24 protein-coding genes are annotated in these 22,808 nt (G+C 73.0%); 9 read left to right on the top strand and 15 right to left on the bottom strand.

Annotated elements, in window-relative coordinates; translation table 11 throughout:
- The first annotated feature begins 59 nt into the window (after window positions 1–59).
- A complete protein-coding gene (gene soxR, locus ACN9M0_RS06895; protein WP_366040595.1) occupies window positions 60–536 on the top strand; it encodes a redox-sensitive transcriptional activator SoxR in 477 nt (158 codons plus the stop codon).
- A 260-nt stretch (window positions 537–796) separates the two neighbouring features.
- On the opposite strand, the gene ACN9M0_RS06890 is transcribed toward soxR, so the two are convergent.
- The 4 genes from ACN9M0_RS06890 to ACN9M0_RS06875 form a co-directional block, all read right to left on the bottom strand.
- Window positions 797–1,411, bottom strand: coding sequence for a hypothetical protein (locus ACN9M0_RS06890; RefSeq protein ID WP_366040596.1), 615 nt, complete (start codon window positions 1,409–1,411; stop codon window positions 797–799).
- A gap of 146 nt (window positions 1,412–1,557) precedes the next feature.
- On the bottom strand, window positions 1,558–2,772 hold the full coding sequence (locus ACN9M0_RS06885) for a serine-threonine protein kinase (protein ID WP_426405287.1): 1,215 nt from the start codon (window positions 2,770–2,772) through the stop codon (window positions 1,558–1,560).
- Between the two features lie 126 nt (window positions 2,773–2,898).
- Window positions 2,899–4,236 (bottom strand): erythromycin esterase family protein, encoded by a 1,338-nt coding sequence (locus ACN9M0_RS06880; RefSeq protein ID WP_366040597.1) that lies wholly within the window; start codon window positions 4,234–4,236, stop codon window positions 2,899–2,901.
- Window positions 4,237–4,401: 165 nt separating this feature from the next.
- Complete coding sequence (locus ACN9M0_RS06875; RefSeq protein ID WP_426403290.1) at window positions 4,402–5,646, bottom strand: exo-beta-N-acetylmuramidase NamZ family protein; 1,245 nt, start codon at window positions 5,644–5,646, stop codon at window positions 4,402–4,404.
- 142 nt (window positions 5,647–5,788) lie between these two features.
- Between ACN9M0_RS06875 and ACN9M0_RS06870 the strand changes: the two genes are divergently transcribed.
- Both ACN9M0_RS06870 and ACN9M0_RS06865 read left to right on the top strand, forming a co-directional pair.
- Window positions 5,789–6,595 (top strand): SDR family oxidoreductase, encoded by an 807-nt coding sequence (locus ACN9M0_RS06870; protein ID WP_366040599.1) that lies wholly within the window; start codon window positions 5,789–5,791, stop codon window positions 6,593–6,595.
- A gap of 77 nt (window positions 6,596–6,672) precedes the next feature.
- Complete coding sequence (locus ACN9M0_RS06865; protein WP_366040600.1) at window positions 6,673–7,266, top strand: TetR/AcrR family transcriptional regulator; 594 nt, start codon at window positions 6,673–6,675, stop codon at window positions 7,264–7,266.
- 8 nt (window positions 7,267–7,274) lie between these two features.
- Here the strand turns inward: ACN9M0_RS06865 and ACN9M0_RS06860 are convergent, their stop codons facing one another.
- Together ACN9M0_RS06860 and ACN9M0_RS06855 are read right to left on the bottom strand one after the other, a co-directional pair.
- Entirely contained in the window at window positions 7,275–8,489 is a 1,215-nt protein-coding gene (locus ACN9M0_RS06860; RefSeq protein ID WP_426403289.1) for an acyl-CoA dehydrogenase family protein, read from the bottom strand.
- Between the two features lie 6 nt (window positions 8,490–8,495).
- Complete coding sequence (locus ACN9M0_RS06855; protein ID WP_426403288.1) at window positions 8,496–9,518, bottom strand: phosphotransferase; 1,023 nt, start codon at window positions 9,516–9,518, stop codon at window positions 8,496–8,498.
- A gap of 132 nt (window positions 9,519–9,650) precedes the next feature.
- Here ACN9M0_RS06855 and ACN9M0_RS06850 point away from each other — a divergent pair, with 132 nt between their 5' ends.
- A complete protein-coding gene (locus ACN9M0_RS06850) occupies window positions 9,651–10,916 on the top strand; it encodes an enolase C-terminal domain-like protein (RefSeq protein ID WP_426403287.1) in 1,266 nt (421 codons plus the stop codon).
- Window positions 10,917–11,020: 104 nt separating this feature from the next.
- Here ACN9M0_RS06850 and ACN9M0_RS06845 read toward each other — a convergent pair whose 3' ends face one another.
- Both ACN9M0_RS06845 and ACN9M0_RS06840 read right to left on the bottom strand, forming a co-directional pair.
- Window positions 11,021–11,932: an MBL fold metallo-hydrolase gene (locus ACN9M0_RS06845; RefSeq protein ID WP_366040604.1), complete on the bottom strand. Its 912-nt coding sequence runs from the start codon at window positions 11,930–11,932 to the stop codon at window positions 11,021–11,023.
- 86 nt (window positions 11,933–12,018) lie between these two features.
- Window positions 12,019–12,381, bottom strand: coding sequence for a winged helix-turn-helix transcriptional regulator (locus tag ACN9M0_RS06840; protein ID WP_366040605.1), 363 nt, complete (start codon window positions 12,379–12,381; stop codon window positions 12,019–12,021).
- A 70-nt stretch (window positions 12,382–12,451) separates the two neighbouring features.
- Here ACN9M0_RS06840 and ACN9M0_RS06835 point away from each other — a divergent pair, with 70 nt between their 5' ends.
- Entirely contained in the window at window positions 12,452–13,087 is a 636-nt protein-coding gene (locus ACN9M0_RS06835) for an NADPH-dependent F420 reductase (protein WP_366040606.1), read from the top strand.
- Window positions 13,088–13,131: 44 nt separating this feature from the next.
- A complete protein-coding gene (locus tag ACN9M0_RS06830; RefSeq protein ID WP_366040607.1) occupies window positions 13,132–14,067 on the top strand; it encodes an NADP-dependent oxidoreductase in 936 nt (311 codons plus the stop codon).
- Between the two features lie 4 nt (window positions 14,068–14,071).
- Here the strand turns inward: ACN9M0_RS06830 and ACN9M0_RS06825 are convergent, their stop codons facing one another.
- The 5 genes from ACN9M0_RS06825 to ACN9M0_RS06805 all read right to left on the bottom strand — a co-directional run bounded on the left by ACN9M0_RS06825 (window position 14,072) and on the right by ACN9M0_RS06805 (window position 16,991).
- Complete coding sequence (locus ACN9M0_RS06825) at window positions 14,072–14,416, bottom strand: DUF202 domain-containing protein (protein ID WP_399697760.1); 345 nt, start codon at window positions 14,414–14,416, stop codon at window positions 14,072–14,074.
- Window positions 14,413–14,808 carry a YidH family protein gene (locus tag ACN9M0_RS06820; RefSeq protein WP_366040609.1) on the bottom strand — a complete coding sequence of 132 codons (396 nt, stop codon included), beginning with the start codon at window positions 14,806–14,808 and terminating at the stop codon, window positions 14,413–14,415. Before ACN9M0_RS06820 ends, ACN9M0_RS06825 begins: the two co-directional genes overlap by 4 nt.
- A 192-nt stretch (window positions 14,809–15,000) precedes the next feature.
- A complete protein-coding gene (locus ACN9M0_RS06815; RefSeq protein ID WP_366040610.1) occupies window positions 15,001–15,519 on the bottom strand; it encodes an NUDIX domain-containing protein in 519 nt (172 codons plus the stop codon).
- A 42-nt stretch (window positions 15,520–15,561) separates the two neighbouring features.
- Window positions 15,562–16,326, bottom strand: coding sequence for a glucose 1-dehydrogenase (locus ACN9M0_RS06810; protein WP_366040611.1), 765 nt, complete (start codon window positions 16,324–16,326; stop codon window positions 15,562–15,564).
- A gap of 35 nt (window positions 16,327–16,361) precedes the next feature.
- Window positions 16,362–16,991, bottom strand: coding sequence for a TetR/AcrR family transcriptional regulator (locus ACN9M0_RS06805; RefSeq protein WP_399697755.1), 630 nt, complete (start codon window positions 16,989–16,991; stop codon window positions 16,362–16,364).
- A gap of 83 nt (window positions 16,992–17,074) precedes the next feature.
- Between ACN9M0_RS06805 and ACN9M0_RS06800 the strand changes: the two genes are divergently transcribed.
- Together ACN9M0_RS06800 and ACN9M0_RS06795 are read left to right on the top strand one after the other, a co-directional pair.
- On the top strand, window positions 17,075–18,730 hold the full coding sequence (locus ACN9M0_RS06800) for an FAD-binding dehydrogenase (protein ID WP_426403286.1): 1,656 nt from the start codon (window positions 17,075–17,077) through the stop codon (window positions 18,728–18,730).
- Between the two features lie 147 nt (window positions 18,731–18,877).
- Window positions 18,878–19,762 carry a TIGR03619 family F420-dependent LLM class oxidoreductase gene (locus tag ACN9M0_RS06795; RefSeq protein WP_426403285.1) on the top strand — a complete coding sequence of 295 codons (885 nt, stop codon included), beginning with the start codon at window positions 18,878–18,880 and terminating at the stop codon, window positions 19,760–19,762.
- A 71-nt stretch (window positions 19,763–19,833) separates the two neighbouring features.
- Here the strand turns inward: ACN9M0_RS06795 and ACN9M0_RS06790 are convergent, their stop codons facing one another.
- Complete coding sequence (locus tag ACN9M0_RS06790; RefSeq protein ID WP_366040615.1) at window positions 19,834–21,231, bottom strand: GntP family permease; 1,398 nt, start codon at window positions 21,229–21,231, stop codon at window positions 19,834–19,836.
- A gap of 48 nt (window positions 21,232–21,279) precedes the next feature.
- Window positions 21,280–21,804: a gluconokinase gene (locus ACN9M0_RS06785; protein ID WP_366040616.1), complete on the bottom strand. Its 525-nt coding sequence runs from the start codon at window positions 21,802–21,804 to the stop codon at window positions 21,280–21,282.
- A 156-nt stretch (window positions 21,805–21,960) separates the two neighbouring features.
- Here ACN9M0_RS06785 and ACN9M0_RS06780 point away from each other — a divergent pair, with 156 nt between their 5' ends.
- A complete protein-coding gene (locus ACN9M0_RS06780; RefSeq protein WP_366040617.1) occupies window positions 21,961–22,662 on the top strand; it encodes a FadR/GntR family transcriptional regulator in 702 nt (233 codons plus the stop codon).
- Window positions 22,663–22,808: the final 146 nt, after the last annotated feature.

The following is a 22,808-nucleotide window of genomic DNA, read 5'->3' as shown; positions in this document are numbered from 1 at the left end:
TGTGGGGTGCGGGGGCCGCTGTCAACGGCCGTCACCGACGGACCAGTAGGGTTCCCCGGGTGCCGCAGATTCCAGAGAAGATCCACGAACTCACCGTCGGCCAGCTCTCCGCCCGTAGCGGGGCCGCCGTCTCCGCCCTGCACTTCTACGAGGCGAAGGGGCTCATCAGCAGCCGCCGCACCAGCGGCAACCAGCGCCGCTACGGCCGCGACACACTCCGCCGGGTCGCCTTCGTCCGCGCCGCGCAGCGGGTGGGGATCCCCCTGGCCACCATCCGCGAGGCCCTGGCCCAGCTCCCCGAGGAGCGCACGCCCACGAACGAGGACTGGGCCCGGCTCTCCGCGGCCTGGCGCACCGAACTAGACGAGCGCATCAAGCAGCTCGGCCGGCTCCGTGACCACCTGACGGACTGCATCGGGTGTGGCTGCCTCTCCCTGGAGACGTGCGTCCTGTCCAACCCCGACGACCGCTTCGGCGAACAGATGGCAGGCTCCCGCCTCCTCCCGGTCCGCCGCCCACTACCGAACGAGGCCTGACCCACCAGCCGAGCGCCGTCCGCACCCGACTGGGCGGCACCCAGCTGCCGTGCGCCTGCGCCTTCCGTGCCTGGACCCGCATCCCAGCGGCGCCGCACGACGCGGTGCGTGTCCGGGCGCGAAAGCCTAGGCCCGGCAAGCGGCGCCGTCCGTTGTGCTCACCCGTTCCGCCCCAGCGGAACGTATGCCCACAAGGGGGTGGGCACCGCCCCCGCGGAGCGTGCCCACAACGGACGGGGGCGCCGCGCCGGAGGAACCCCTCACGCCGCCGAAGCCAGCGGCAGGCGCCGGTCGCCGCGCGCACGCGCCAGCGCCCCCGAGGTCAGTACCGCCCGCGGGACGCCCACCCCGCAGTCCCCGCACACCGGACCGAGCCACGGCTCGTACGGGTCACCCGGCCCCGCCCACTCGATCCGCGGTCCCGCGCACACCGGGCACGCCTCGCCCGGCCCCCGCTCCAGCGCGGTGATCAGCCGCCGCAGCACCTCGGGCAGCGGGTCGGAGGGGTGCACCGCCGGGTCGCCGCAGCGGACCACGCCGTTGCCGCCCCAGACGCGCCGGTGCCAGTCGTCGAACGCGCCGAGCCCCCGCAGCCCCTCCTGCTTCTCGCGCCGCCGCCGCGCGGCGAACCGCTCCTCGTACGCGAGCCACACGGCCCGCGCCTCCTCCAGCTCGTCGAGCGCGGCCACGAGCCGCCCCGGGTCGAGCTCCCGGTCCTCGGGCCCGAACCTGTGCCTGCGGCACAGATGGTCCCAGGTCGCGCGGTGCCCGTACGGCGCGAACCTCTCCAGACACTTGCGCAGCGAGTACCTGCGCAGCGCCGTGTCGCACCCCGGATCGCGCACCTGTCTCGCGAGACTCCGGAAACCGGCCATCTCTCGCCACCTCCGCCGCTGGTCCTTCCGCGATATCAGAGGGACGAACGGGAGCCCCGCCGTGTTCCATCGAAATTCCGATGGCAGCCATCAGCGGGGTGGAAGAGACGCCCGTCACCCACCGGAACCAGCGCGTCCGGTGGGGTTCACCGGCCCGCCCCCGCCGCCGAGACCACCACCCGGGCCAGCTCCTGATGGCGGATGTCGCTGTGCGAGAGGACCACCTCGGCCGCGTCCACGCTCACGCACCCCGAGCCCGGCATCCCCTCGCGCAGGACCTCCGCGAGGCTCCGCCGCACCGTGCCCGGCACCGCCTGCACGCCGTCGTGCCCGATCGCGCCCCAGCGCGGATCGTCCGCGCCGAGCAGCGCCACCGCGTCGCCGGCCAGCGACTCGGAGTCGTTCGCGAGCCGGGACGCCAGCGGATACATCACCCCGAGCGCCGTGTCGTGCCGCGAGTAGCAGGCCACCACCGGCCCCCGGACCCGCTGCTGCAGGTCCCGCAGCGAACCGGCCCGCCCGGAGTCGTGCGGCAGCCGCGCCGCGAACGCGTAGTGCGAGAACGCACCCTGAAGGAGGGTCACGGAGGCGACCGGCCGGGCCCCGGCGGGCAGCCCCCGCAGCGCGTACGCGACGAGCCGGGCGCCCATGCTGTGGCCCACGAGATGGACGCGCAGCCCGGGCGCGCCGCGCGCGACCTCGCCGAGCAGCGCCCCGAGCCCGTGCTCGCCGACCCGCCCGGCCCGCTTCTTCATCACGTAGTACGTGGCCTGCCGCAGCGCCTCCTTGGCGCCCTTCCAGTACCGCTTCAGCCCCTCGCCGAAACCCTCCGGCGGGACCCCGCCCGCCGTCGGATCCGCGCCCTCCAGCGCCCCGGTGAACAGGGCGCACACCTCCACCGGGTCCGCGAGCAGGAACTCCGGGACCGCTTCGCCGAAGGCCACGGACTCCGTGTCCACGTCCGTCAGCTCCCGCAGCAGCGCCCCGAACTCGGCGAACGCCGCCTCCTCCGCCGGCGCCGCGTCGAGCAGCTCCGTGAGCCGCCCGATGACCGGCTCCTTCTCCGGGAGGACCGTCACGAGGGCCCGGAAGTCCGGCACCGGCTCGTCCGTGAACATCATCGAGGGCCAGATCAGCCCCGCGTACCCCGCCTCGACCCCGGGCGCCAGCAGCCCGGGGAAGGGGGCGAAGAAGTCGGAGCAGAGGCGGGTGGCGCCGGACGGGGAGTTGTTCCACCCGTGCGCGAACACCACCAGGTCGCCGACGCCCCGGCGCGCCAGCGCGGCGAGCTCCGAGGCCTGGCCCGGCGGCCCGTCGCCGTCCTTGTCGAAAGTGATCTCCCGGTACGGCTCCACACTCATCCCGGTCACGACCAGACCGTCCCTCCACGTCGAGGGGGCCGCGACGCCGGGTGCGCCCCGTGCGCGGGCGGCGGCTCCTTGGCCAGCATGCCCGCGCACGGCACCGTCCAGACGTGCGACACGGTGTCAGCGCAGCCGCGCCGCCGAGATCCGGGGGAAGTGGATCAGCAGGTCGTACGCGGTGGACAGCCGCACGGGCACGGTGTCGCCCGGCCAGGGGAACACCGTCCCGATCTGCCGGACCGGCCGGGGCACGCCCAGCCAGTCGCGCGCCGCCGGAGTCGTACGCCTCAGGTCCAGGTAGAAGGGGCCGGACGCGACCCGGTCCAGGGTGTGGGCGCTGCTGTCGGGGCCGAGCGGGGAGACGGTGAAGGTGCGGATCGGCTCGCCGGGGGCCCCGATGTCGTGCGCGTTGAAGGAGCCCTGCCCGAAGGAGGCGCCCACGCTCACGTAGTCCCGGCCGAGGGCGTCCCGGAGGAAGGCGCCCTGGAGCCGCGGGTACTGGTCCGGGTTGGGCGTCTCGTAGCCGACGTGGCCGTTGTGCGCGGAGAGCACCATCCGGTCGCCGGTCCGCCGCTGCCACCACACGGTGTTCTCGGCCATGATCCGGTCGCGGTAGAGCATCGCCGCCGCGATCCCCGCCTCCGTCGTCATGTCGTGGGCGTACTCGGTGCCGACCTGGGCGATCGCGCGCGCGTGCTGCACCGCCCAGAGGTGCGCCTCCCGCGCTCCGGGGCCCTTGCCGGGGCGCTGCCGCTCCAGCAGGGCGAGGGCGCGGTTCACGTCGCCGGCCATCCGCTGCCGCTCCGGGAGGGGCCTGTCCACGTACCCCTTCATCCAGGCCCCCACCTCGCCCGTCGGCCGTGAGTCCCGGTACAGCTCGCGGAAGCGGGGGAGGAGCGCCGGGTGGACGCGGGCGACGTACGAGGTGACGGTGTCGAAGATGTTCGGTCCCGCGTAGCCGAGGTCGTTGCCCATGAAGCGGACCTGGTGCCCGGGGTGGAGCCGGTTGTGCTTCCGCATCCACCGGAAGAGGTCGAGGTACTCCTCGGTGTTCCAGAGGCGGTACGACTCCTGGAACTCGTCCCGCATGATCGCCCGGATGTCGCCCCGGCCGGTGCGGACCCACTCGTCGACGAGGAGCCCGGTGGACCAGTTGGCCTCCAGGGCGAAGGTGGTGAAGCCCCGCGACTCCACGAGGTGTTCGAAGATCCGGTGCTTGGCGGTGAAGAACTCCGCCGAGCTGTGCGTGGCCTCGCCGAGGCCGACGACCTTGGCCGGGCCGATCATCCGGTCGAGGGGGCGAAGGTCGGTCAGGGGCTCGGCGGTGCGGGCGAGTTCACGGGCGGGATCGGGGCCGGCGGGGGCCGTGGCGGCGCCCGCGGCGGGTGCCAGGGAGCCGAGGCAGGCGGCGAGGAGGAGCCCGACGAGCGGCAGCCGGCGGCGTCGTAAGGAGAGGTTCATGGGGCAAGCGTGGTCGGCGGGACGCCCGGGGGACATCCCGCCCGCACCCGTACCGGACGGGGGGTCAGCCCCACTCGTACGGACGTGGTGCAGCCCCACCCGTACCGGACGTGGAGTCAGCCCCACTCGTACCGGACGTGCAGTCAGCCCCCTCAGGCGCACGCTTCAGCGGTACAGCAGATACTCCTCGCGCACCGACCGGAAGCCCGCCAGGTCCGTCTCCCACGCCCCGACGGCCTCGTCCACGCCCGCGCCCGCGTCGATCAGCGTCCGCACCCGGGCCGAGCCGGTCAGCTTGTCGATCCACCCGTCCGCCCGCCAGGCGAAGCCGGACCACGAGCTCCGGGCGGTGACCAGGAGTCCGATCCCGGTCCGTACCGGGTCGAAGGACTCCCGGTCGTGGACGTGCAGCTGCACCCCGCCCACCGTCTTCCCCTGGAACTTGGAGAAGGTCGGGGCGAAGTACGCCTCGCGGAAGCGGACCCCGGGCAGACCGAGGGCGTTCGCCGCCTCCGCCCACCGCCGGTCGATCCCCTCGGCGCCGAGGAGTTCGAAGGGGCGGGTGGTGCCCCGCCCCTCGGAGAGGTTCGTGCCCTCGAAGAGACAGGTGCCGGAGTAGACGAGCGCGGTCTCCGGCGTCGGCATGTTCGGGCTGGGCGGCACCCACGGCAGTCCGGTCGCGTCGAAGAACTCCGACCGCCGCCACCCCGTCATCCGTACGGTCTCCAGGGCGACGGGCGTGGCCAGGAACTCGCCGTTGAAGAGGCCGGCCAGCTCGGCCACCGTCATGCCGTGCGCCTGCGCGATCGGCTCCCGCCCGACGAAGGTCGCGAACGCCCGGTCCAGGACGGGACCGAGTGCCGCCCGCCCGGTCACCGGGTTCGGCCGGTCCAGGACCACGAACCGCTTCCCGGCGAGGGCGGCGGCCGCCATGCAGTCGTACAGCGTCCAGATGTACGTGTAGAAGCGGGCGCCGACGTCCTGGATGTCGAAGACGACGGTGTCCACCCCGGAGGCGGTGAAGACGTCCGCCAGCGGCTGTCCGCTCTTCAGGTACGTGTCGTAGACGGGCAGCCCGGTCGCCGGGTCGTCGTACCGGCCCTCGGAGCCGCCCGCCTGGGCGGTGCCCCGGAAGCCGTGCTCGGGGCCGAAGACGGCGACCAGGTCCACCCGCTCGTCGGCGTGCATCACGTCCACGAGGTGGCGCGCGTCCGGGGTGATGCCGGTCGGGTTGGTCACGACCCCGACCCGTTCGCCCGCGAGGAGCGCGTATCCGTCCGCCGCGAGCCGCTCGAAGCCGGTCCGCACGCGGCCGTGACCGGAAGCGGCGGCAGCGGGAGCGGCAGCGGTGGCCGCCACCGCCCCGAGGGCGCCTCCTGCGGCCAGCAGACTCCGTCGCGACAGGCTCATGCGGGACCTCCTCGCCAGTGACATGGGCACGCACGCTAGCGCTCCTGACCGCCCCGGGGAACGAGGCGTGCGGAACGGGTCTTCCGTCACTCCATACCGACTGGTTAGTCTGTCCGGGTCGTCACAGCCGAGAGGTGGGTCCATGACCGCGGACACGAACGAGCTCCAGGGCGCCGGTGTCAACGAGCTCCGGGGCGCCGGTGTCGTCGTCACCGGAGCGGGCGGCGGCATCGGCGCCGCGCTCGCCCGCCGCTTCGCCGCCGAGGGCGCCCGGGTCGTCGTCAACGACCTCGACCCCGAGCGCACCAAGGCCGTCGCCGAGGAGATCGGCGCCGTCCCCGTCCCGGGCGACGCCTCCGCCGTCGTCGCCGAGGCCCGCGAGGCCCTCGGCGGCAGCGTCGACATCTGGTGCGCCAACGCCGGACTCTCCTCGCCCGGCGACGCCTTCGCCGACGAGGACGTCTGGGCGGCCGCCTGGGACGTCAACGTCATGGCCCACGTCCGCGCGGCCCGCGCCCTCCTCCCGGAGTGGCTGGAGCGCGGCAGCGGCCGCTTCGTCTCCACCGTCTCCGCCGCCGGACTCCTCACCATGATCGGCGCGGCGCCGTACAGCGTCTCCAAGCACGGCGCGTACGCCTTCGCCGAATGGCTCTCCCTCACCTACCGCCACCGCGGCCTCAAGGTCCACGCCATCTGCCCGCAGGGCGTCCGTACGGACATGCTCACCGCCGCCGGATCCGCCGGCGATCTCGTCCTCGCCCCCACCGCCATCGAGCCCGAGGACGTCGCCGACGCCCTCCTCGACGCCATCGGCGCGGACCGCTTCCTCGTCCTTCCCCACCCCGAGGTCGCCGGCTACTACCGCAACCGCGCCACCGACCCCGAGCGGTGGCTCACCACGATGAACCACGTCCAGCGGACCTGGGAGACGGGCACCCGTCAGCCGTAGCCCCGGCGGATGGGAAGATCTACCGGCGGGAACGCGTTCCCGTGACCGAAAACGATCACCACGGAAGGCGGCGGAGCATGGCCAGGACGACGGACGGGAGCGGCACCCCCGTCCCCCAGAGGCTCCTCGCCGCCGCCACCCGGCTCTTCGCCGAGCGCGGCTACGACCGCACGTCCGTCCAGGAGATCGTCGAGGCCGCCGGAGTCACCAAGGGTGCGCTCTACCACTACTTCGGCTCCAAGGAGGACCTCCTCCAGGAGGTCTACTCCCGCGTCCTGCGCCTCCAGCAGGAACGGCTCGACGCCTACGCGGACGCCGACGCGCCCGTCGAGGACCGGCTGCGCCGCGCCGCCGCCGACGTCGTCGTCACCACCATCGAGAACCTCGACGACGCCGCCATCTTCTTCCGCTCCATGCACCACCTGAGCCCCGAGAAGAACAAGCAGGTCCGGTCCGAGCGGCGCCGCTACCACGAGCGCTTCCGCGCCCTGATCGAGGAAGGCCAGCGGGCGGGCGTCTTCTCCTCCGCCACGCCCGCCGACCTCGTCGTGGACTACCACTTCGGCTCCGTGCACCACCTGTCCACCTGGTACCGCCCGGACGGACCGCTGACCCCGCAGCAGGTCGCCGACCACCTCGCCGACCTCCTGCTGCGGGCCCTGCGCCCGTAACAGCCGCTCTAGAGGTACTTCTTCAGCTCGCGGCGCGCCAGCGACCTCTGGTGCACCTCGTCGGGCCCGTCCGCCAGCTTCAGCGTCCGTGCCGCCGCCCACAGCTCGGCCAGCGGGAAGTCCTGCGAGACACCGCCCGCCCCGTGCGCCTGCACGGCCTTGTCGATGATGTCGACGACCGCGCGCGGGGTCGCGATCTTGATGGCCTGGATCTCGGTGTGCGCGCCCCGGTTGCCGACGGTGTCCATGAGCCAGGCCGTCTTCAGGACGAGCAGCCGCAGCTGCTCGATGGTGACCCGGGCGTCGGCGATCCAGTTCTGCACGACGCCCTGCTGGGCGAGCGTCTTGCCGAAGGCCGTACGGGAGACGGCGCGCCGGCACATCAACTCGACCGCCCGCTCGGCCATGCCGATGAGCCGCATGCAGTGGTGGATGCGGCCGGGGCCGAGCCGGGCCTGCGCGATGGCGAAGCCGCCGCCCTCCTCGCCCACGATGTTCGCGGCCGGGACCCGGACCCCGTCGAAGATCACCTCGGCGTGGCCGCCGTGGGAGTGGTCCTCGTACCCGTACACCCGCATCGCGCGCCGGACCTCGACGCCCGGGGTGTCGCGCGGCACGAGGATCATCGACTGCTGGCGGCGGAGGTCCGGCCCGTCCGGGTCGGTCTTGCCCATCACGATGAAGATCCGGCAGTCGGGGTTCATCGCCCCGGAGATGTACCACTTGCGGCCGTCGACGACGTACTCGTCGCCATCCCGCCGGATGCGGGTCTCGATGTTGGTCGCGTCGGAGGAGGCGACCTCGGGCTCGGTCATCGCGAAGGCCGAGCGGATCTCGCCGGCGAGGAGCGGCTCCAGCCACTGCTTCTTCTGCGCCTCGTCGCCGAACTGGGCGAGCAGCTCCATGTTCCCGGTGTCCGGGGCCGCGCAGTTGAGGGCGGTGGGAGCGAGGTGCGGGCTGCGGCCGGTGATCTCGGCGAGCGGCGCGTACTGGAGGTTGGTGAGCCCGGCGCCGTACTCGGCGTCGGGCAGGAAGAGGTTCCACAGGCCCTGCCGCTTGGCCTCGGCCTTGAGCTCCTCCACGACCGGCGGGGTGTCCCAGGGGGAGGCGAGCAGGGCGCGCTGCTCCTCGGCGACGGCCTCGGCCGGGTACACGTGCTCGTCCATGAAGGCGAGGAGCTTCTCGCGGAGTTCCTGGGTGCGGGCGTCGTACGCGAAGTCCATGACGGATCAGCCTTCCTGGAGGGTGGTCAGGCCGTGCTCGATGAAGACGGGGACGAGTTCGCCGATGCGGTCGAAGCCGGCGCCGACCGTCTGCCCGAGGGTGTACCGGTAGTGGATGCCCTCCAGGATCACGGCGAGCTTGAACCAGGCGAAGGCCGTGTACCAGGCGAGGGCGGAGGTGTCGCGGCCCGAGCGGGCCGCGTAGCGCTCGACCAGCTCGGCGGCGCTCGGATGACCGGGGGCCGTGGCGGTCGTGGAGACGGGGGAGTCCGGCAGGTCGAGCGGCGTGCTGTACATGACGAGCAGGCCGAGGTCGGTCAGCGGGTCGCCGAGGGTGGACATCTCCCAGTCCAGGACGGCCCGGATCCGGTCGTCCTCGCCGACGAGGACGTTGTCGAGCCGGTAGTCGCCGTGGATCACGGTGGCCGGCGGCGAGGCGGGGAGCTCGCGCCCGAGGGCGGCGTGCAGCTCGTCGATCCCGGGCAGCTCGCGGCCGCGCGAGGCGTCGAGCTGCTTGCCCCAGCGGCGCAGCTGCCGGTCGAGGAAGCCCTCGGGGCGGCCGAAGTCGCCGAGCCCCACCGCCTCGGGGTCGACGGCGTGCAGGTCGACGAGGGTGTCGACCAGGCCGAGGACGGCGGCGCGGGTGCGCTCGGGGCCGAGCGGGGCGAGCTGACGGGCCGAGCGGTACGGCGTCCCGTCGACGAACTCCATGACATAGAACGGCGCGCCGAGCACCGACTCGTCCTCGCAGAGCAGGACCGTCCGGGGGACGGGCACGTCCGTCGCGTGCAGGGCGCTGATGACGCGGTGCTCGCGCCGCATGTCGTGGGCGGTGGCGAGGACGTGGCCGAGCGGGGGCCGGCGGACCACCCACCGGCCGGTGCCGTCGCTCACGACGTACGTCAGGTTCGACCGGCCGCCCTCGATCAACCGGGCTTCGAGGGGGCCGGACACCAGTCCGGGCCGCTCGCGGTCGAGGAATCGGCGCAGCTGCTCGGGGTCGAGTCCTGGCGGCGGGGCGGAGCTCATAGGTGCGTACCTCCGGATCGGCTTCGGTCGGCGTTCATGATGACCGACCAGTCGGTATGTCGTCCAGGGGGAGGCGTGCAAAGGGTGTCCCGCACTCTGGCGGACGATCGAATGGCTGAATAGGGTTCACATATGGATACGAAGCTGATCGTCGACGAAGTCCGGCTCACCCCGATCCTCATCTCCGACCCGCCTCTCCTCAACACTCAGGGCGTCCATCAGCCCTTCACGCCCCGGCTCGTCATCGAAGTGATCACCGGGGGAGGGGTGAGCGGGCTCGGGGAGACCTACGGCGACAGCGTCTACCTGGACATCGCCCGCCCGCTGGCCGAGGCGCTTCCGGGCCGCTCGGTCACGGACGTGAACGGCCTCTTCGCCCTGGCGGCGGAGAGCGGGGACGCGCCGCCCCCCGGCACGGACGCGGGCGTCGACGCCGCCGGCCTGCGGGGGGTCCGTACCGCCGAGAAGCTCCGCCTCTCCGTCGCCTCCGCCTTCGAGACCGCCTGCCTGGACGCCCTCGGCAAGACCCTCGGCCTGCCCGTCCACGCCCTCCTCGGCGGCAAGGTCCGCGACGAGGTCGAGTACAGCGCCTACCTCTTCTACAAGTGGGCCGGCACCGACAGCTGGGGCGCGGCCCTCGACCCCGCCGGCATCGTCGAACAGGCCCGCCGCTTCGACCGGGAGTACGGCTTCCGCTCCTTCAAGCTCAAGGGCGGCGTGTTCGAGCCCGAGCGGGAGATCGCCGCGATCCGGGCGCTCGCCGAGGCGTTCCCCGGCCGGCCGCTCCGCCTCGACCCCAACGGCGCCTGGTCCGTGGAGACCTCGCTCGCCGTCGCCCGCGAGCTGAAGGACGTCCTGGAGTACCTGGAGGACCCGGCGAGCGGCACCGGCGCCATGGCCGAGATCGCCGCCCGCACCGACGTACCGCTCGCCACCAACATGTGCGTGACCACCTTCGAGGAGGTCCCGGAGGCCTTCGCGAAGGGGGCGGTACGGATCGTCCTCTGCGACCACCACTACTGGGGCGGCCTCCACCGCACCCGCGAACTCGCCGCGCTCTGCCGCACGTACGGCGTCGGGCTCTCCATGCACTCCAACACCCACCTGGGCATCAGCCTCGCCGCCATGACCCAGGTCGCCGCCACCCTGCCCGGCCTCCACCACGCCTGCGACACCCACTACCCCTGGCAGACGGAGGACGTCGTCACCCCCCGCCCCACCTTCCGCGCGGGCCGCCTCACGGTCTCCGACGCCCCGGGCCTCGGCATCGACCTGGACCACGAGGCCCTGGCGACCCTGCACCGCCGCTGGAGGGAGGACGACGGGACCTTCAGGAACCGGGACGATGCGGCGGCGATGCGCACGACGAACCCGACGTGGACCCCGACCACCTGGTAGCCCGCGCCCGCAGGTCGTGGCCTCGCCCCCCCCGTGTGGGCAATCGTCCCGCAGGGCGGGACGGGTGGGGTGACGGCCCACAAGCGGGGCCGGCGGCCGGCAGGCTACGCGTGGCAGGCCACCGGCTCCCCGCCGTTCATCGCCGCCATGTCCCCGAACACCGTCACCGGATCCAGCGGCGACCCCTCCGGCAGCCCCTCCAGCTCCGCGTACGCCCGGTGCAGGTTGGCGACGAGCCGCTCGCTCTCCCGCCACTCCGCGAACTCGCCCAGCGACGCCCGCCGCGCCGTCTCCAGCGGCGAGTCCCCCTTCCCGTACCCCTCCGTGGCCAGCTCCCGCACCCAGAGCAGGTACCGCTCGGTGGTGTCGTACGCCGAGGGGTCGGTGACCCGCCCGTGCCCGGGTACGACCGTCGGCGCGTCGAGGGACCGCAGCAGATCGAGCGCGCGCAGCGAACCGGCGAGCGAGCCCATCGGCAGGAACGGCGTCCCGCCGTGGAAGACCAGGTCGCCGGTGAAGACGACGCCCTGCTCGGGGAGATGGACGATCGAGTCGCCCGTGGTGTGCGCGGGACCCGGGTGGAGCACCCGCACCTCGATCCCGCCGACGTACAGCGTGAGCCGCTCGCTGTACGTGAGGGAGGGCGGCAGGATGTCGACCCGCCCGAAGTCGGTCTGCGGCCACAGCAGATGGAGCTGGTGCCCGGCCGCGAGCTGCTCGGACCGGCAGTTCTCGTGCCCCACGATCCGCGCCTCGGGGCGGAACACCCCGTTGCCGTAGGTGTGGTCGCCGTGGTGGTGGGTGGAGACGATGGTCCGCGGCAGCGGCAGGCCCTCGGCGAGCACCGCCTCGCGCAGCAGCCGCGCCCGCCGCTCGGTGGCGGCGGTGTCGACGAGCAGCGTCTCGTCCGCGTCGCCGATGAACCCGGCGTTGTTCAGGCACCAGCCGCCGTCGGGCTGGACGAAGGCGTGCACGTGCGGAGCGAGCGTGACCACATAGGGATCGGTGGCAGACAAAGGGATTCCCCCGGATGAGAGCCCGACTGGAGACTGGACAGGGGAAGAGTGCCAGTCGGCCCCGGCCCCATGGAAGTCGGAACGACCTACTCCGCGTCCCACCCCTGCGCCGCCGCGAACGCGTCCCCGTACTCCGCCGACCAGCGCCCCAGCGCCTCGATCGGCCCGAGCAGCGAACGCCCCAGCGCGGTCAGCGCGTACTCGACCCGGGGCGGCGTCTCCTCGTACGCCCGCCGCTCCACCAGCGCGTACCCCTCAAGGCGCCGGAGGGTCTCCGTCAGCACCTTCGCGCTGATCCCGCCGATCGCCGTCCGCAGCTCGCCGGGCCGGCGCGGCCCGTCCGCGAGCGCGTACAGCACGACCCCGTTCCACGTATGGGCGAGCAGGTCGAAACCGAGCCGCGCCCGGCAGTCCGCGAGGACCCGGTCGGGGTCCCCTTCGGTAACCATTCGGTAAGTCGCCCCCCGCCTACGGTCGTTCATGTCAGCACGCACAACGGTACGTGAGGGAGGACGCCCCATGCGGGTGGGAGTGATGGGTACGGGAGCGATGGCACGGGCCCTCGCCGGAGGATGGGCCCGGGCGGGCCACGAGGTGCTCGTCGGCGGCCGGGACGCGGAACGGACGGCCGCGCTCGCCGCGAGCACGGGGGCCCGGCCGGGCACCCTCGCCGAGGCGGCCCGCTTCGGCGGGGCGACCCTCCTGGCCCTGCCGTACGACGCGGTCCTGCCGGTCCTCGGGACGGTGGGCCCCGTCGGCTCGTTCGGCGGCCGGATCCTGATCGACTGCACCAACGCGGTGGGACCGGGCCCGGTCCTCACGACCGGCGAGGGCCCCGGCGCCGCGCGCACGCTCGCCGCCGCCACGGGCGCCCGGGTGGTGAAGGCCTTCAACCACGTCACGCCGGCGGTGTGGAGCCGTACCCCGCCCGTCTTCGCCGACGGACCGGTCGCCGTCCCCCTCTGCGGGGACGACGAGGAGGCCCTCGCGCTCGTCTCCACGCTCGCCGCCGACCTGGGCTGCGCCCCCTTCGTCGCCGGGCCCCTGGCCCACGCGGACCTCCTGGAGGCGGCCACCGCCTTCCTCATCGGCCTCTGGACCTCGGGCCGCGACCCGCGCGCCATGCTCCCGCCGCCGGAGGCGCTCGGAGGCTGACGCCCCGGCTTGCGGGCCGGGCCGTACGCACCGAGGGTCGGGGTATGAAGGCGATCAGCTACAGGCGGTACGGCGGCCCCGAGGTCCTGGAGTACGGCGAGCTGCCGCAGCCCAAGATCGGACCCGACGCGGTCCTGGTCGAGGTGCGGGCGGCCGCCGTCAACCCGGTCGACTGGAAGTGCCAGGCCGGATACCTCGACGGCATGATGGACGCGGTCTTCCCGGTCGTCCCCGGCTGGGACGTCTCCGGCGTCGTCGTCCGGCTCGGCGTCTCCGTGCCCGAGTTCGCCGTGGGCGACGAGGTCATGGGGTACGTCCGCGAGGACTTCCTCTCCCGGGGCACCTTCGCCGAGTACGTCGCCGCCCCCGCCCGCACCCTCGCCCGCAAGCCCCGCACCTTCGGGTTCGAGGAGGCCGCGGCGCTTCCGCTCGCCGGCCTCACCGCGTACCAGGTGCTCCATCAGGACCAGGCCCTCGCGGTACGGCCCGGGGAGACCGTCCTCGTGCACGCGGCGGCCGGCGGCGTCGGCTCGATGGCCGTGCAGATCGCCCGCCACCTGGGCTGCCGGGTCATCGGCGCGGCCAGGGACGCGGGCCTGGAGCGGGTCGCGGAGCTCGGCGCGGAGCCCGTCCGCTACGACGAGGCGACCTTCACCGACCAGGTCCGCGCCCTCGCCCCGCTGGGCGTGGACGCCGTCCTCGACACCATCGGAGGCCCGTTCCTGGAGCTCTCCGCCCGGCTCCTCGCCCCGCAGGGCCGCCTGGCCTCCATCGCCGACGGCGAGGTCCTCGCGCTGGGCGGCCGCTACTTCTGGGTCCGCCCCGACGCCACCGACCTCGCGGCCCTCGCCGACCTGGCCGACGCGGGCGTCCTCACCGTACGGGTGGCCAGGACGTTCCCGCTGGAACAGGCGGCGGATGCCCAGCGCGCCAACGCGGCGGGCGGCCTCAACGGCAAGGTGGTGGTGACCGTCCCCTAGGGGATCACCAGATCACCGCCGCCCCGAACACGGCGAGCGCGATCGTGCACCCCGCCGCGAGCAGCGCGCCGCGGTGGGAGAGCGGGAGCGGCCGGGCGGCGCCCAGGGAGCGGATCCGGCGGTGCGCCACGGCCAGGAAGGCGATCCACACCAGGGACGAGAGCGCGAGCCCGGTCAGTTCCTTCGCGGTGACCTCGGCGCTGACGGTCAGCTTCACGGCGAGCACCGCGACGACCGTGCACGACAGGGTCGTACGCCGCCACGCGAGCCGGGTCCGCTCCGGCTGGAGCCCCGGATCCCGGGCCTCGGCACCCTCGGCGCCCTCCCCGGCCCCGCCGGCCGAACTCACCGCCCGGCCCAGCCGAAGACGACGAGCACCACCATCGCGAGGGCCACGGCGGCCACCGCGAGGCTCAGCACCGCCGGGAACCGGGACGTCGGCAGGTCCTCGCCGCGCCGCATCGCCCGCTCGCAGCGCACCCAGTGGTTCACGGCCCGCAGGGCGCAGAGGACGCCGGAGGCGAGCAGCGCGAGCGCGAGCCCGACGCGCACGCCCCAGCGCAGGTCCGGCAGGAACTGGTCGACGGCGAAACCTCCGCCGACGAGGGCGAGCGCGGTCCGGATCCAGGCCAGGAAGGTCCGCTCGTTGGCGAGGGAGAAGCGGTAGTCGGGGGTCTCGCCCTCGTCCCGGATCCGCTGCGGCGCGAACCACAGCCGCAGGCTCTGCACGAAATCGCTCACCCGTGCACCCTAACGGCCGGATGATCAGCCCGCCCGGCGCGGTCCGCCGACCCACAACACGCCCGGCACCCGCTCCGTGCCAGGATCCTCAGCGCGCCCGGCACCCGCTCCATACCGGGCCCTCAGCGCGCCCGGCACCGGCTCCGTGCCAGGATCCTCAGCGCGCCCGGCACCGGCTCCGTGCCAGGATCCTCAGCGCGCCCGCAGCAGCTCGTACGCGGCGAGCCCGTCCGGCACCCACTGCCAGGCTTCCGCCGCCCCGGGCAGCCGTTCGGCCAGCTCCGCGTCGGTGAGGAAGCCGTGCCAGGCGACCTCCTCCACCTGTGGGCTGACCGGCAGCTCGCAGCGGACCTCGTAGACCGCCGACCACCACTTCCCGGCCACGCCCCCGGAGTCGTACAGGAATTTCAGTACCGGCTCCGGCCGCGGCAGTCCGGAGACGCCCAGCTCCTCCTCGGCCTCCCGCAGCGCCGCCTCGTCATAGGACTCGCCCGCGCCGACGACCCCGCCGACGAACATGTCGTACAGGGAGGGGAAGAGCAGCTTCGTCGGCGTCCTGCGGTGGACGAAGATCCGGCCCTCGGCGTCCCGGACCCGGACGAAGACGCAGCGGTGGATCAGGCCCCGCGCGTACACCTCACCGCGTGGGGCCCGACCGATCACCCGGTCGTTCTCGTCGACGACGTCGTGAATCTCCTCGGAGGCGCTCATGCGCCCATGAAATCACCGCCGACGGACACCGCCCCGTGAACCTCACTGCCCCATGACGTACTTGACCGTCGGACCGGTCGTCCAGCCGCCGTCCACGGCGAGCTCCGCGCCCGTCACGTACGAGGCGGCGTCCGAGAGCAGGAAGACGACCGCGCCCGCGATCTCGTCGGCCTCGCCGACCCGGCCCATCGGCGTGTTCGGGTACTTGCCCTCGCCGCGCTCGATGCCGACGGAGGCCGTCATCGGGGTGTAGGTCATGCCGGGGTGGACGGAGTTGACGCGGATCCTCGCCGTGCCGAGCTCCACCGCGCCGATCTTCGTCAGGCCGCGCACGCCCCACTTGGAGGCGCCGTAACCGGCGGTCAGGGCCAGGCCCATCAGGCCCGCGGCCGAGGAGATGTTGACGATCGAGCCGCCGCCGGCCTCCTTCATCGCCGGGATCGCGGCCTTCATGCCGATGAAGACACCGGTCAGGTTGATGTCGAGGACCTTGCGGAAATGCTCGACGGACTCGCTCTCCAGGAACGCGCCGGTGGAGATGCCGGCGTTGTTCACCAGACCGTGCAGCCCGCCGAACTCCGCCACCGCGAAGGCGACGGCCGCCGCCCACTCCTCCTCGGAGGTGACGTCGTGGTGGAGGAACCGGGCCCGCTCGCCGAGCGCGTCGGCGGTCGCCTTCCCGTCCTCGTCGAGGACGTCGGTGATCACGACGTTCGCTCCGGAGGCCACGGCGAGGCGGGCGGCCTCGGCGCCCAGGCCGCGGGCGCCGCCGGTGATGAGCACGGTCTTGCCGGTGAGGTCGTTCATGAGAGGTCCCTTCGGGGTTCTTCAGAAGCTGTTCTTCAGACGCTCCGGGGCTGTGCGGCCCGGAGAAGCGCGGTGGTGGTCTCGACGAGATCGGCGAGGAAGAGGGGCTCCTCCGTGAGGGGCTCGGCGCCGTCGAGGTACTGCCGGGCCCGGTCCGCCATCGCCGCGCCCACCACGGTCAGCGCAAGGTCCAGGCGCTCCAGGAGCAGCGGCTCGGGGAGTCCGCCGTCGGCCAGGCGGTCGGCGATCCGCTCGATCAGGCGCCAGTAGACGGTGCCGGCGAGCGTGGGATGGGGGGTGCGCGTGCGGACGCCGCTCTCGTGGCTGAGCTGCGCGGAGATCCGCAGGCAGCGGCGGCCCCGGTCGGTGCGCAGCTCACTGGCCTCGGCGGTGACGAGCGCGTCGATCAGCTGCTTCAGGTCGTCGCCGGCGCTGTCGAAGAGGGGCGCGAGCACCTGTTCGGTACGGGTCTGACGGCCGGACATGACCGCGTCGAGCAGTCCGGTGCGTGAGCCGAAGTGGTACTGCACCGCGGAGGGGTTGGCCTGTCCGGCCAGCGCCACGACGTCCCGCAGCTGCGCGCCGTCGACACCCTGAGCGGCGAAGAGCTCCTCCGCCGCGCGGATCAGTTTGTCCCGGGTCTCGGGCCCTGACGTCCTCGCCATGTCTTCATATTAATGCTCGACATTAGAAAAGCGAAAGGGTCGGGCGGTTGACTCGATACATTCGTGTATCCAAGATGCGGTCCATGTCCTACGACGCTGATGTGATCGTGATCGGGGCGGGCCTCGCCGGCCTCGTCGCCACCGCCGAGCTGGTCGAGGCCGGCCGCACCGTGATCCTCCTCGACCAGGAACCCGAGCAGTCCCTCGGCGGCCAGGCCCACTGGTCCTTCGGCGGCCTGTTCCTCGTCGACTCGCCCGAACAGCGCAGGATGCGCGTCAAGGACAGCCACGCCCTGGCCCTCCAGGACTGGTTCGGCACCGCGGGCTTCGACCGCACCGAGGACCACTGGCCCAGGAAGTGGGCCGAGGCGTACGTCGACTTCGCGGCCGGCGAGAAGCGCGCCTGGCTCCACGCGCGTGGCGTGCGCTTCTTCCCCGTCGTCGGCTGGGCAGAGCGCGGCGGCTACGACGCGAACGGCCACGGCAACTCCGTACCCCGCTTCCACATCACCTGGGGCACCGGACCCGGCCTCGTCGCCCCCTTCGAGCGCAAGGTCCGCGAGGGCGCCGCCCGCGGCCTCGTCGACCTCCGCTTCCGCCATCGCGTCACCGGACTCGGCCGCACCGCCGGAGCCGTCGACACCGTCACCGGCGAGATCCTCGAACCCTCCAGCGCCGCCCGCGGCACCGCCAGCACCCGCACCCCCACCGGCTCCTTCGAACTGCGCGCCCAGGCCGTGATCGTCACCTCCGGCGGCATCGGCGGCAACCACGACCTCGTCCGCGAGCAGTGGCCCGCCCGGCTCGGCACCCCGCCCGCCAAGCTGCTCTCCGGCGTCCCCGCCCACGTCGACGGACTGATGCTCGGCGTGGCCGAGAAGGCCGGCGCCAGCCACATCAACCGCGACCGGATGTGGCACTACACCGAGGGCATCGAGAACTGGAACCCGATCTGGGCGCGGCACGGCATCCGCATCCTGCCGGGACCCTCCAGCCTCTGGCTCGACGCCACCGGCAAGCGGCTGCCCGTGCCGCTGTTCCCCGGCTTCGACACGCTCGGCACCCTCGAACACATCATGCGGACCGGCCACGACCACACCTGGTTCGTCCTCGACAAGCGGATCATCGGCAAGGAGTTCGCCCTCTCCGGCTCCGAACAGAACCCCGACCTCACCGGCAAGTCCGTCCGTGACGTCCTCGGTCGTGCCCGCGCCGACGTACCGGCGCCCGTCAAGGCCTTCATGGACCACGGCGTCGACTTCGTCGTCGAGGACGACCTCTCCGCCCTCGTCCGCGGCATGAACGCCCTGACCGACGAGCCCCTGATCGACGAGGCCGCCCTGCGCCGCGAGATCACCGCCCGCGACCGCGAGATCGCCAACCCCTTCACCAAGGACCTCCAGGTCACGGCGATCCGCGGCGCCCGCAAGTACCTGGGCGACAAGCTGATCCGTACGGCCGCCCCGCACCGCATCCTCGACCCGAAGGCGGGCCCGCTGATCGCCGTACGGCTCAACATCCTCACCCGCAAGTCCCTCGGCGGCCTGGAGACCGACCTCGACTCCCGCGTCCTGACGGAGGGCGGCGAGCCCCTGGAGGGCGTGTACGCGGCGGGCGAGGCGGCCGGCTTCGGCGGCGGCGGCGTCCACGGCTACCGCTCCCTCGAAGGCACCTTCCTCGGCGGCTGCATCTTCTCGGGCCGCGCGGCGGGCCGGGCGGCGGCCAGGGCGGTGAGCTGACGGACCCCGCCGAAGGGCGTCACGTGGCGCGGCCACCCGGCCGACGGACCCCGCCCGGCCGGCCGACGGACCCCTCCCGGCGTGTGGCGCGGGTCACATGCCGACCCCTTCGTGTCGCGGGCCTTCCCGCTGCCCAGGATGAGGTCCATGGAGATAGGCATCGCACTGCCCCAGTACGGCACCCACGCCCGCGCCGACCGCATCGCCGGCTTCGCGCGGGACGCCGAGGAGGCCGGCTTCGACTCGTTCTGGGTCGGCGACCGCACCCTGACCCCGGTCGCGCCCAGCGACCTCTACCCCGGCCACACGCCCGAGAACCCGTACCCCGCCCAGTACAAGACCTTCCTCGACCCGCTCACCGTCCTCACCGTGGCCGCCACCGCGACCGGCCGCGCCCGGCTCGGCATGAGCACCCTCAACGGCCCCTGGTACCCGCCGGTCCTCCTCGCGCGCTCGCTCACCTCGCTCGACCGGGTGAGCGGCGGACGCCTCGACGTCGGTCTCGGGATCGGCTGGCTGCGGGACGAGTACACCGCCGTCGGTGCCGACTTCAGCCGCCGCGGCGCGCTCCTCGACGAGCTCCTCGACGTCCTCCACGGCATCTGGACCGAGGAGGAGTTCGGCCACGAGGGGCCGCACTGGACGATCCCCGTCTCGTACGTCGGTCTGCGCCCCGCCCAGCCGGCCGGACCGCCCGTCTACCTGGGCGGCTTCAGCCCGGCCGCCCTGCGCCGGGTCGGCCGCCGGGCCGCGGGCTGGGTCGGCGCCGTCCTCCCGCCCGGCATGGCCGAGGCGCTGTGGGACGAGGCGCGGCGCGCCGCCGACGCGGCGGGCCGCGACCCGGAGGCGCTGCGCCGGCAGATCCGGTACAACCCTGCCCCGGGCGCCACGGCCGACGCGGTGGCCGCCGTCCTCGCGGGCGTCCGGGACACGGGGGCGGACGGCTGCTTCGTCGACTTCCAGCAGTCGGTCGACTCGCCCGACGAGGCCCTGGAGCTGGGCGTCAAGGTCCTCGGCCTGCTGCGGGGCTGACCGCCGGCACGTACGGAAGGGCCCCGGACGTCCCTGAGGTCGTCCGGGGCCCTTCCGCGTGGCAGCGGGAGCTACAGCACCAGCGAGAGCAGCAGCACGAACGCGATGCCGACGACCGAGATGATCGTCTCCATCACCGACCAGGTCTTGATCGTCTGGCCGACGTTCATGCCGAAGTACTCCTTCACCAGCCAGAACCCGGCGTCGTTGACGTGGCTGAAGAAGAGCGAACCGGCACCGATGGCCAGCACGAGCAGCGCCGTGTGGCTGGTCGACATGCCCTCCGCGAGCGGAGCCACGAGGCCCGCCGCCGAGATCGTCGCCACCGTGGCCGAGCCCGTCGCCAGCCGGATCGCCACCGCGATCAGCCAGGCGAGCAGCAGGGCCGGGATCGACCAGTCCTTCGAGAAGTCGAGGATCATCTGGCCGACGCCGAGGTCGATCAGGGTCTGCTTGAAGCCGCCGCCCGCGCCGACGATCAGCAGGATGCCGGCGATGGGGGCGAGGGACTTGTCGACGGTCGAGGACAGCCGCTCCTTGCTGAAGCCGGCCGCCCGGCCCAGGGTGAACATGCCGACTATGACGGCGGCGAGCAGCGCGATCAGCGGCGAGCCGATGACGTCGGTGACCTTCTGGACGCCGTTCTCCGGGTCGTCGACGACGATGTCGACGAGCGCCTTGACCAGCATCAGGGCGACCGGAAGCAGGATGGTCGCGACGGTGACGCCGAAGCCGGGGCGCTTCTCCAGGTCCTCGGAAGGACGCGTCGGGATCATCTTCTCGGGGGCCTTGATGTCCACCCAGCGGGCGGCGTACCGGGAGAAGACCGGACCGGCGATGATCACCGTCGGGACGGCGACGACGAGGCCGAGCGCGAGGGTGACGCCCAGGTTGGCGCCGACCGCGTCGATCGCGACGAGCGGGCCGGGGTGCGGCGGGATGAGCCCGTGCATCACGGAGAGGCCTGCGAGCGCGGGGATGCCGATCCGCATCAGGGAGTAGTTGCCGCGCTTGGCGACGAGCAGCACCACCGGGATCAGCAGCACGATGCCGACCTCGAAGAAGAGCGGCAGGCCGATCACGGAGGCGATGAGGACCATCGCCCACGGCATGGACCGCTTGCTCGCCTTCGCCAGGATCGTGTCGACGATCTGGTCGGCGCCGCCGGAGTCGGCGAGCAGCTTGCCGAGGATCGCACCGAGCGCGATGAGCACGCCCACGCCGGCCACGGTGTTGCCGAGTCCGGTGCTGAACGACTTGATGGTGTCCGCGAGCGGGGCACCCGCGAACGCGCCGAGCGCCAGCGACCCGATGGTCAGCGCGAGGAACGCGTGCATCTTGAACTTGGTGATGAGCAGGACGATGACGGCGATGCCGGCGAGCACGGCGATCCCCAGCTGGGCGTTGCCTGCCGAGGTGATCGGTTCGGCGGCGTCCGCTGCCAGGGTCTCGACGCTGAGACGGGTCACGGTGGTGTCCTTCGTACGGGCAGGTGGGGGACGGGGCGGGGGAGAGGGTCAGCCGGCCCGGCCGCGCAGGGCGGCGACGGCGCGGGCGGTGATCTCCTCCGGGGTGCCGGAGACGTCGACGGCGACGCCGGCCTCGTCGTCCTGCAGCGGCTGCAGGGTGGCGAACTGGGAGTCGAGGAGCGCGGTGGGCATGAAATGGCCCTTGCGTGCGGCCATCCGCCGCTCGATCAGCTCCCGGTCACCGGTCAGATGCAGGAAGACGACCCCGGGCGCGGCGGCACGCAGCCGGTCCCGGTAGGTCCGCTTGAGCGCGGAGCTGCTCACGACCCCGCCGAGCCCGGCCCGGCCGTGCGCCCACTCCCCGATGGCGTCGAGCCACGGCCCCCGGTCCGTGTCGTCCAGCGGGATGCCGGCCGACATCTTGGCGACGTTGGCCGCCGGGTGGAAGTCGTCGCCCTCGGCGTACGGCAGACCGAGCGCCTCCGCGACCAGCGGACCGATCGTGGTCTTGCCGGTCCCGGCGACGCCCATCACGACGACGACCGGGGGAGCGGTGAGGGGGGTGGTGCTCATGGGGGGTGCCTCGCTGTCTTCATCGACATCGATTCGGTGAATCCGTCGCGCTCATGAAACCCATTGGGTACGACGTATTCAAGAGCCTGTGACATAAAAGTCGTACTTTTCATTCCCGGTGTGATCACGAGGGCCCGCGCGCATAGGCTGATCACCATGACGACACCGGCCCAGGGGCTCCACTCACACGTCCTGGCCACCCTGGGTCTCGCGATCACCGCCGGGGAGTACCCGCCGGGCACCGTGCTGCGCACCGACGAGCTCGCCCAGCGCTTCGACGTCTCCCGCACCGTCGTCCGCGAGGTCGTCCGGGTCCTGGAGTCCATGCACCTCGTCGAGTCCCGCCGCCGCGTCGGCGTGACCGTGCTCCCCACGGCCAGCTGGAACGTGTACGACCCCCAGGTCATCCGATGGCGGCTCGCAGGCGCCGACCGCCCCCGCCAGCTCCGCTCGCTCACCGTGCTCCGCTCGGCCGTCGAACCCGTCGCCGCGGGCCTCGCCGCCCTGAACGCCACCCCCGAGCAGTGCCGCGAGCTCACCGAGCAGGCCCTCGGCATGGTCGCCACCTCGCGCGGCCGGCGCCTGGAGGAGTACCTCGTCCACGACGTCGCCTTCCACCGGGTCGTGCTCAACGCCTCGGGCAACGAGATGTTCGCCCGCCTCGGCGACGTCGTCGCCGAGGTCCTCACCGGCCGCACCCACCACCACGTGATGTTCGAGGACCCCGACCCGGCCGCCGTCACCCTCCACGTCCAGGTCGCCGAGGCCGTACGGGAGCGGAACGCGGCCCGCGCGGAGGAGCTCACCCGCCAGATCGCGGTCGGCGCCCTCCAGGAGCTGGACGTCCTCGCGCCGTAGCTCATCGGTTGTTACGCGCAGGTAAAGCTCTGAACTAGCTCAAATAAGGGCGTTCAGTGACATGCGCCACAGTCTGTCGGCGACATTGCCGTGAGGATGTGCGCTGGCCGTGCCGGGGACACCACCCCACGAGGTACGGCCGGGCA

The organism is Streptomyces sp. R-07 (genome assembly GCF_049913175.1).
In the GTDB taxonomy this organism is placed as follows: domain Bacteria; phylum Actinomycetota; class Actinomycetes; order Streptomycetales; family Streptomycetaceae; genus Streptomyces.
The sequence above is the reverse complement of the archived record's forward strand: the minus strand, read 5'-3'. Positions and strand labels throughout refer to the sequence as shown.

Bases quoted from the DNA above. Each gene is read 5' to 3' on its own strand.
- ACN9M0_RS06860 (WP_426403289.1), bottom strand. From the start codon at position 8,489: ATGGACTTCGCGTACGACGCCCGCACCCAGGAACTCCGCGAGAAGCTC.
- ACN9M0_RS06890 (WP_366040596.1), bottom strand. From the start codon at position 1,411: ATGGCCGGTTTCCGGAGTCTCGCGAGACAGGTGCGCGATCCGGGGTGC.
- ACN9M0_RS06795 (WP_426403285.1), top strand. From the start codon at position 18,878: ATGGAGATAGGCATCGCACTGCCCCAGTACGGCACCCACGCCCGCGCC.
- ACN9M0_RS06810 (WP_366040611.1), bottom strand. From the start codon at position 16,326: ATGAACGACCTCACCGGCAAGACCGTGCTCATCACCGGCGGCGCCCGC.
- ACN9M0_RS06880 (WP_366040597.1), bottom strand. From the start codon at position 4,236: ATGAACCTCTCCTTACGACGCCGCCGGCTGCCGCTCGTCGGGCTCCTC.
- ACN9M0_RS06815 (WP_366040610.1), bottom strand. From the start codon at position 15,519: ATGAGCGCCTCCGAGGAGATTCACGACGTCGTCGACGAGAACGACCGG.
- ACN9M0_RS06840 (WP_366040605.1), bottom strand. From the start codon at position 12,381: ATGGTTACCGAAGGGGACCCCGACCGGGTCCTCGCGGACTGCCGGGCG.
- ACN9M0_RS06850 (WP_426403287.1), top strand. From the start codon at position 9,651: ATGGATACGAAGCTGATCGTCGACGAAGTCCGGCTCACCCCGATCCTC.
- ACN9M0_RS06780 (WP_366040617.1), top strand. From the start codon at position 21,961: ATGACGACACCGGCCCAGGGGCTCCACTCACACGTCCTGGCCACCCTG.
- ACN9M0_RS06855 (WP_426403288.1), bottom strand. From the start codon at position 9,518: ATGAGCTCCGCCCCGCCGCCAGGACTCGACCCCGAGCAGCTGCGCCGA.
- ACN9M0_RS06805 (WP_399697755.1), bottom strand. From the start codon at position 16,991: ATGGCGAGGACGTCAGGGCCCGAGACCCGGGACAAACTGATCCGCGCG.
- ACN9M0_RS06830 (WP_366040607.1), top strand. From the start codon at position 13,132: ATGAAGGCGATCAGCTACAGGCGGTACGGCGGCCCCGAGGTCCTGGAG.
- ACN9M0_RS06870 (WP_366040599.1), top strand. From the start codon at position 5,789: ATGACCGCGGACACGAACGAGCTCCAGGGCGCCGGTGTCAACGAGCTC.
- ACN9M0_RS06785 (WP_366040616.1), bottom strand. From the start codon at position 21,804: ATGAGCACCACCCCCCTCACCGCTCCCCCGGTCGTCGTCGTGATGGGC.
- ACN9M0_RS06885 (WP_426405287.1), bottom strand. From the start codon at position 2,772: ATGAGTGTGGAGCCGTACCGGGAGATCACTTTCGACAAGGACGGCGAC.
- ACN9M0_RS06865 (WP_366040600.1), top strand. From the start codon at position 6,673: ATGGCCAGGACGACGGACGGGAGCGGCACCCCCGTCCCCCAGAGGCTC.
- ACN9M0_RS06800 (WP_426403286.1), top strand. From the start codon at position 17,075: ATGTCCTACGACGCTGATGTGATCGTGATCGGGGCGGGCCTCGCCGGC.
- ACN9M0_RS06875 (WP_426403290.1), bottom strand. From the start codon at position 5,646: ATGAGCCTGTCGCGACGGAGTCTGCTGGCCGCAGGAGGCGCCCTCGGG.
- ACN9M0_RS06835 (WP_366040606.1), top strand. From the start codon at position 12,452: ATGCGGGTGGGAGTGATGGGTACGGGAGCGATGGCACGGGCCCTCGCC.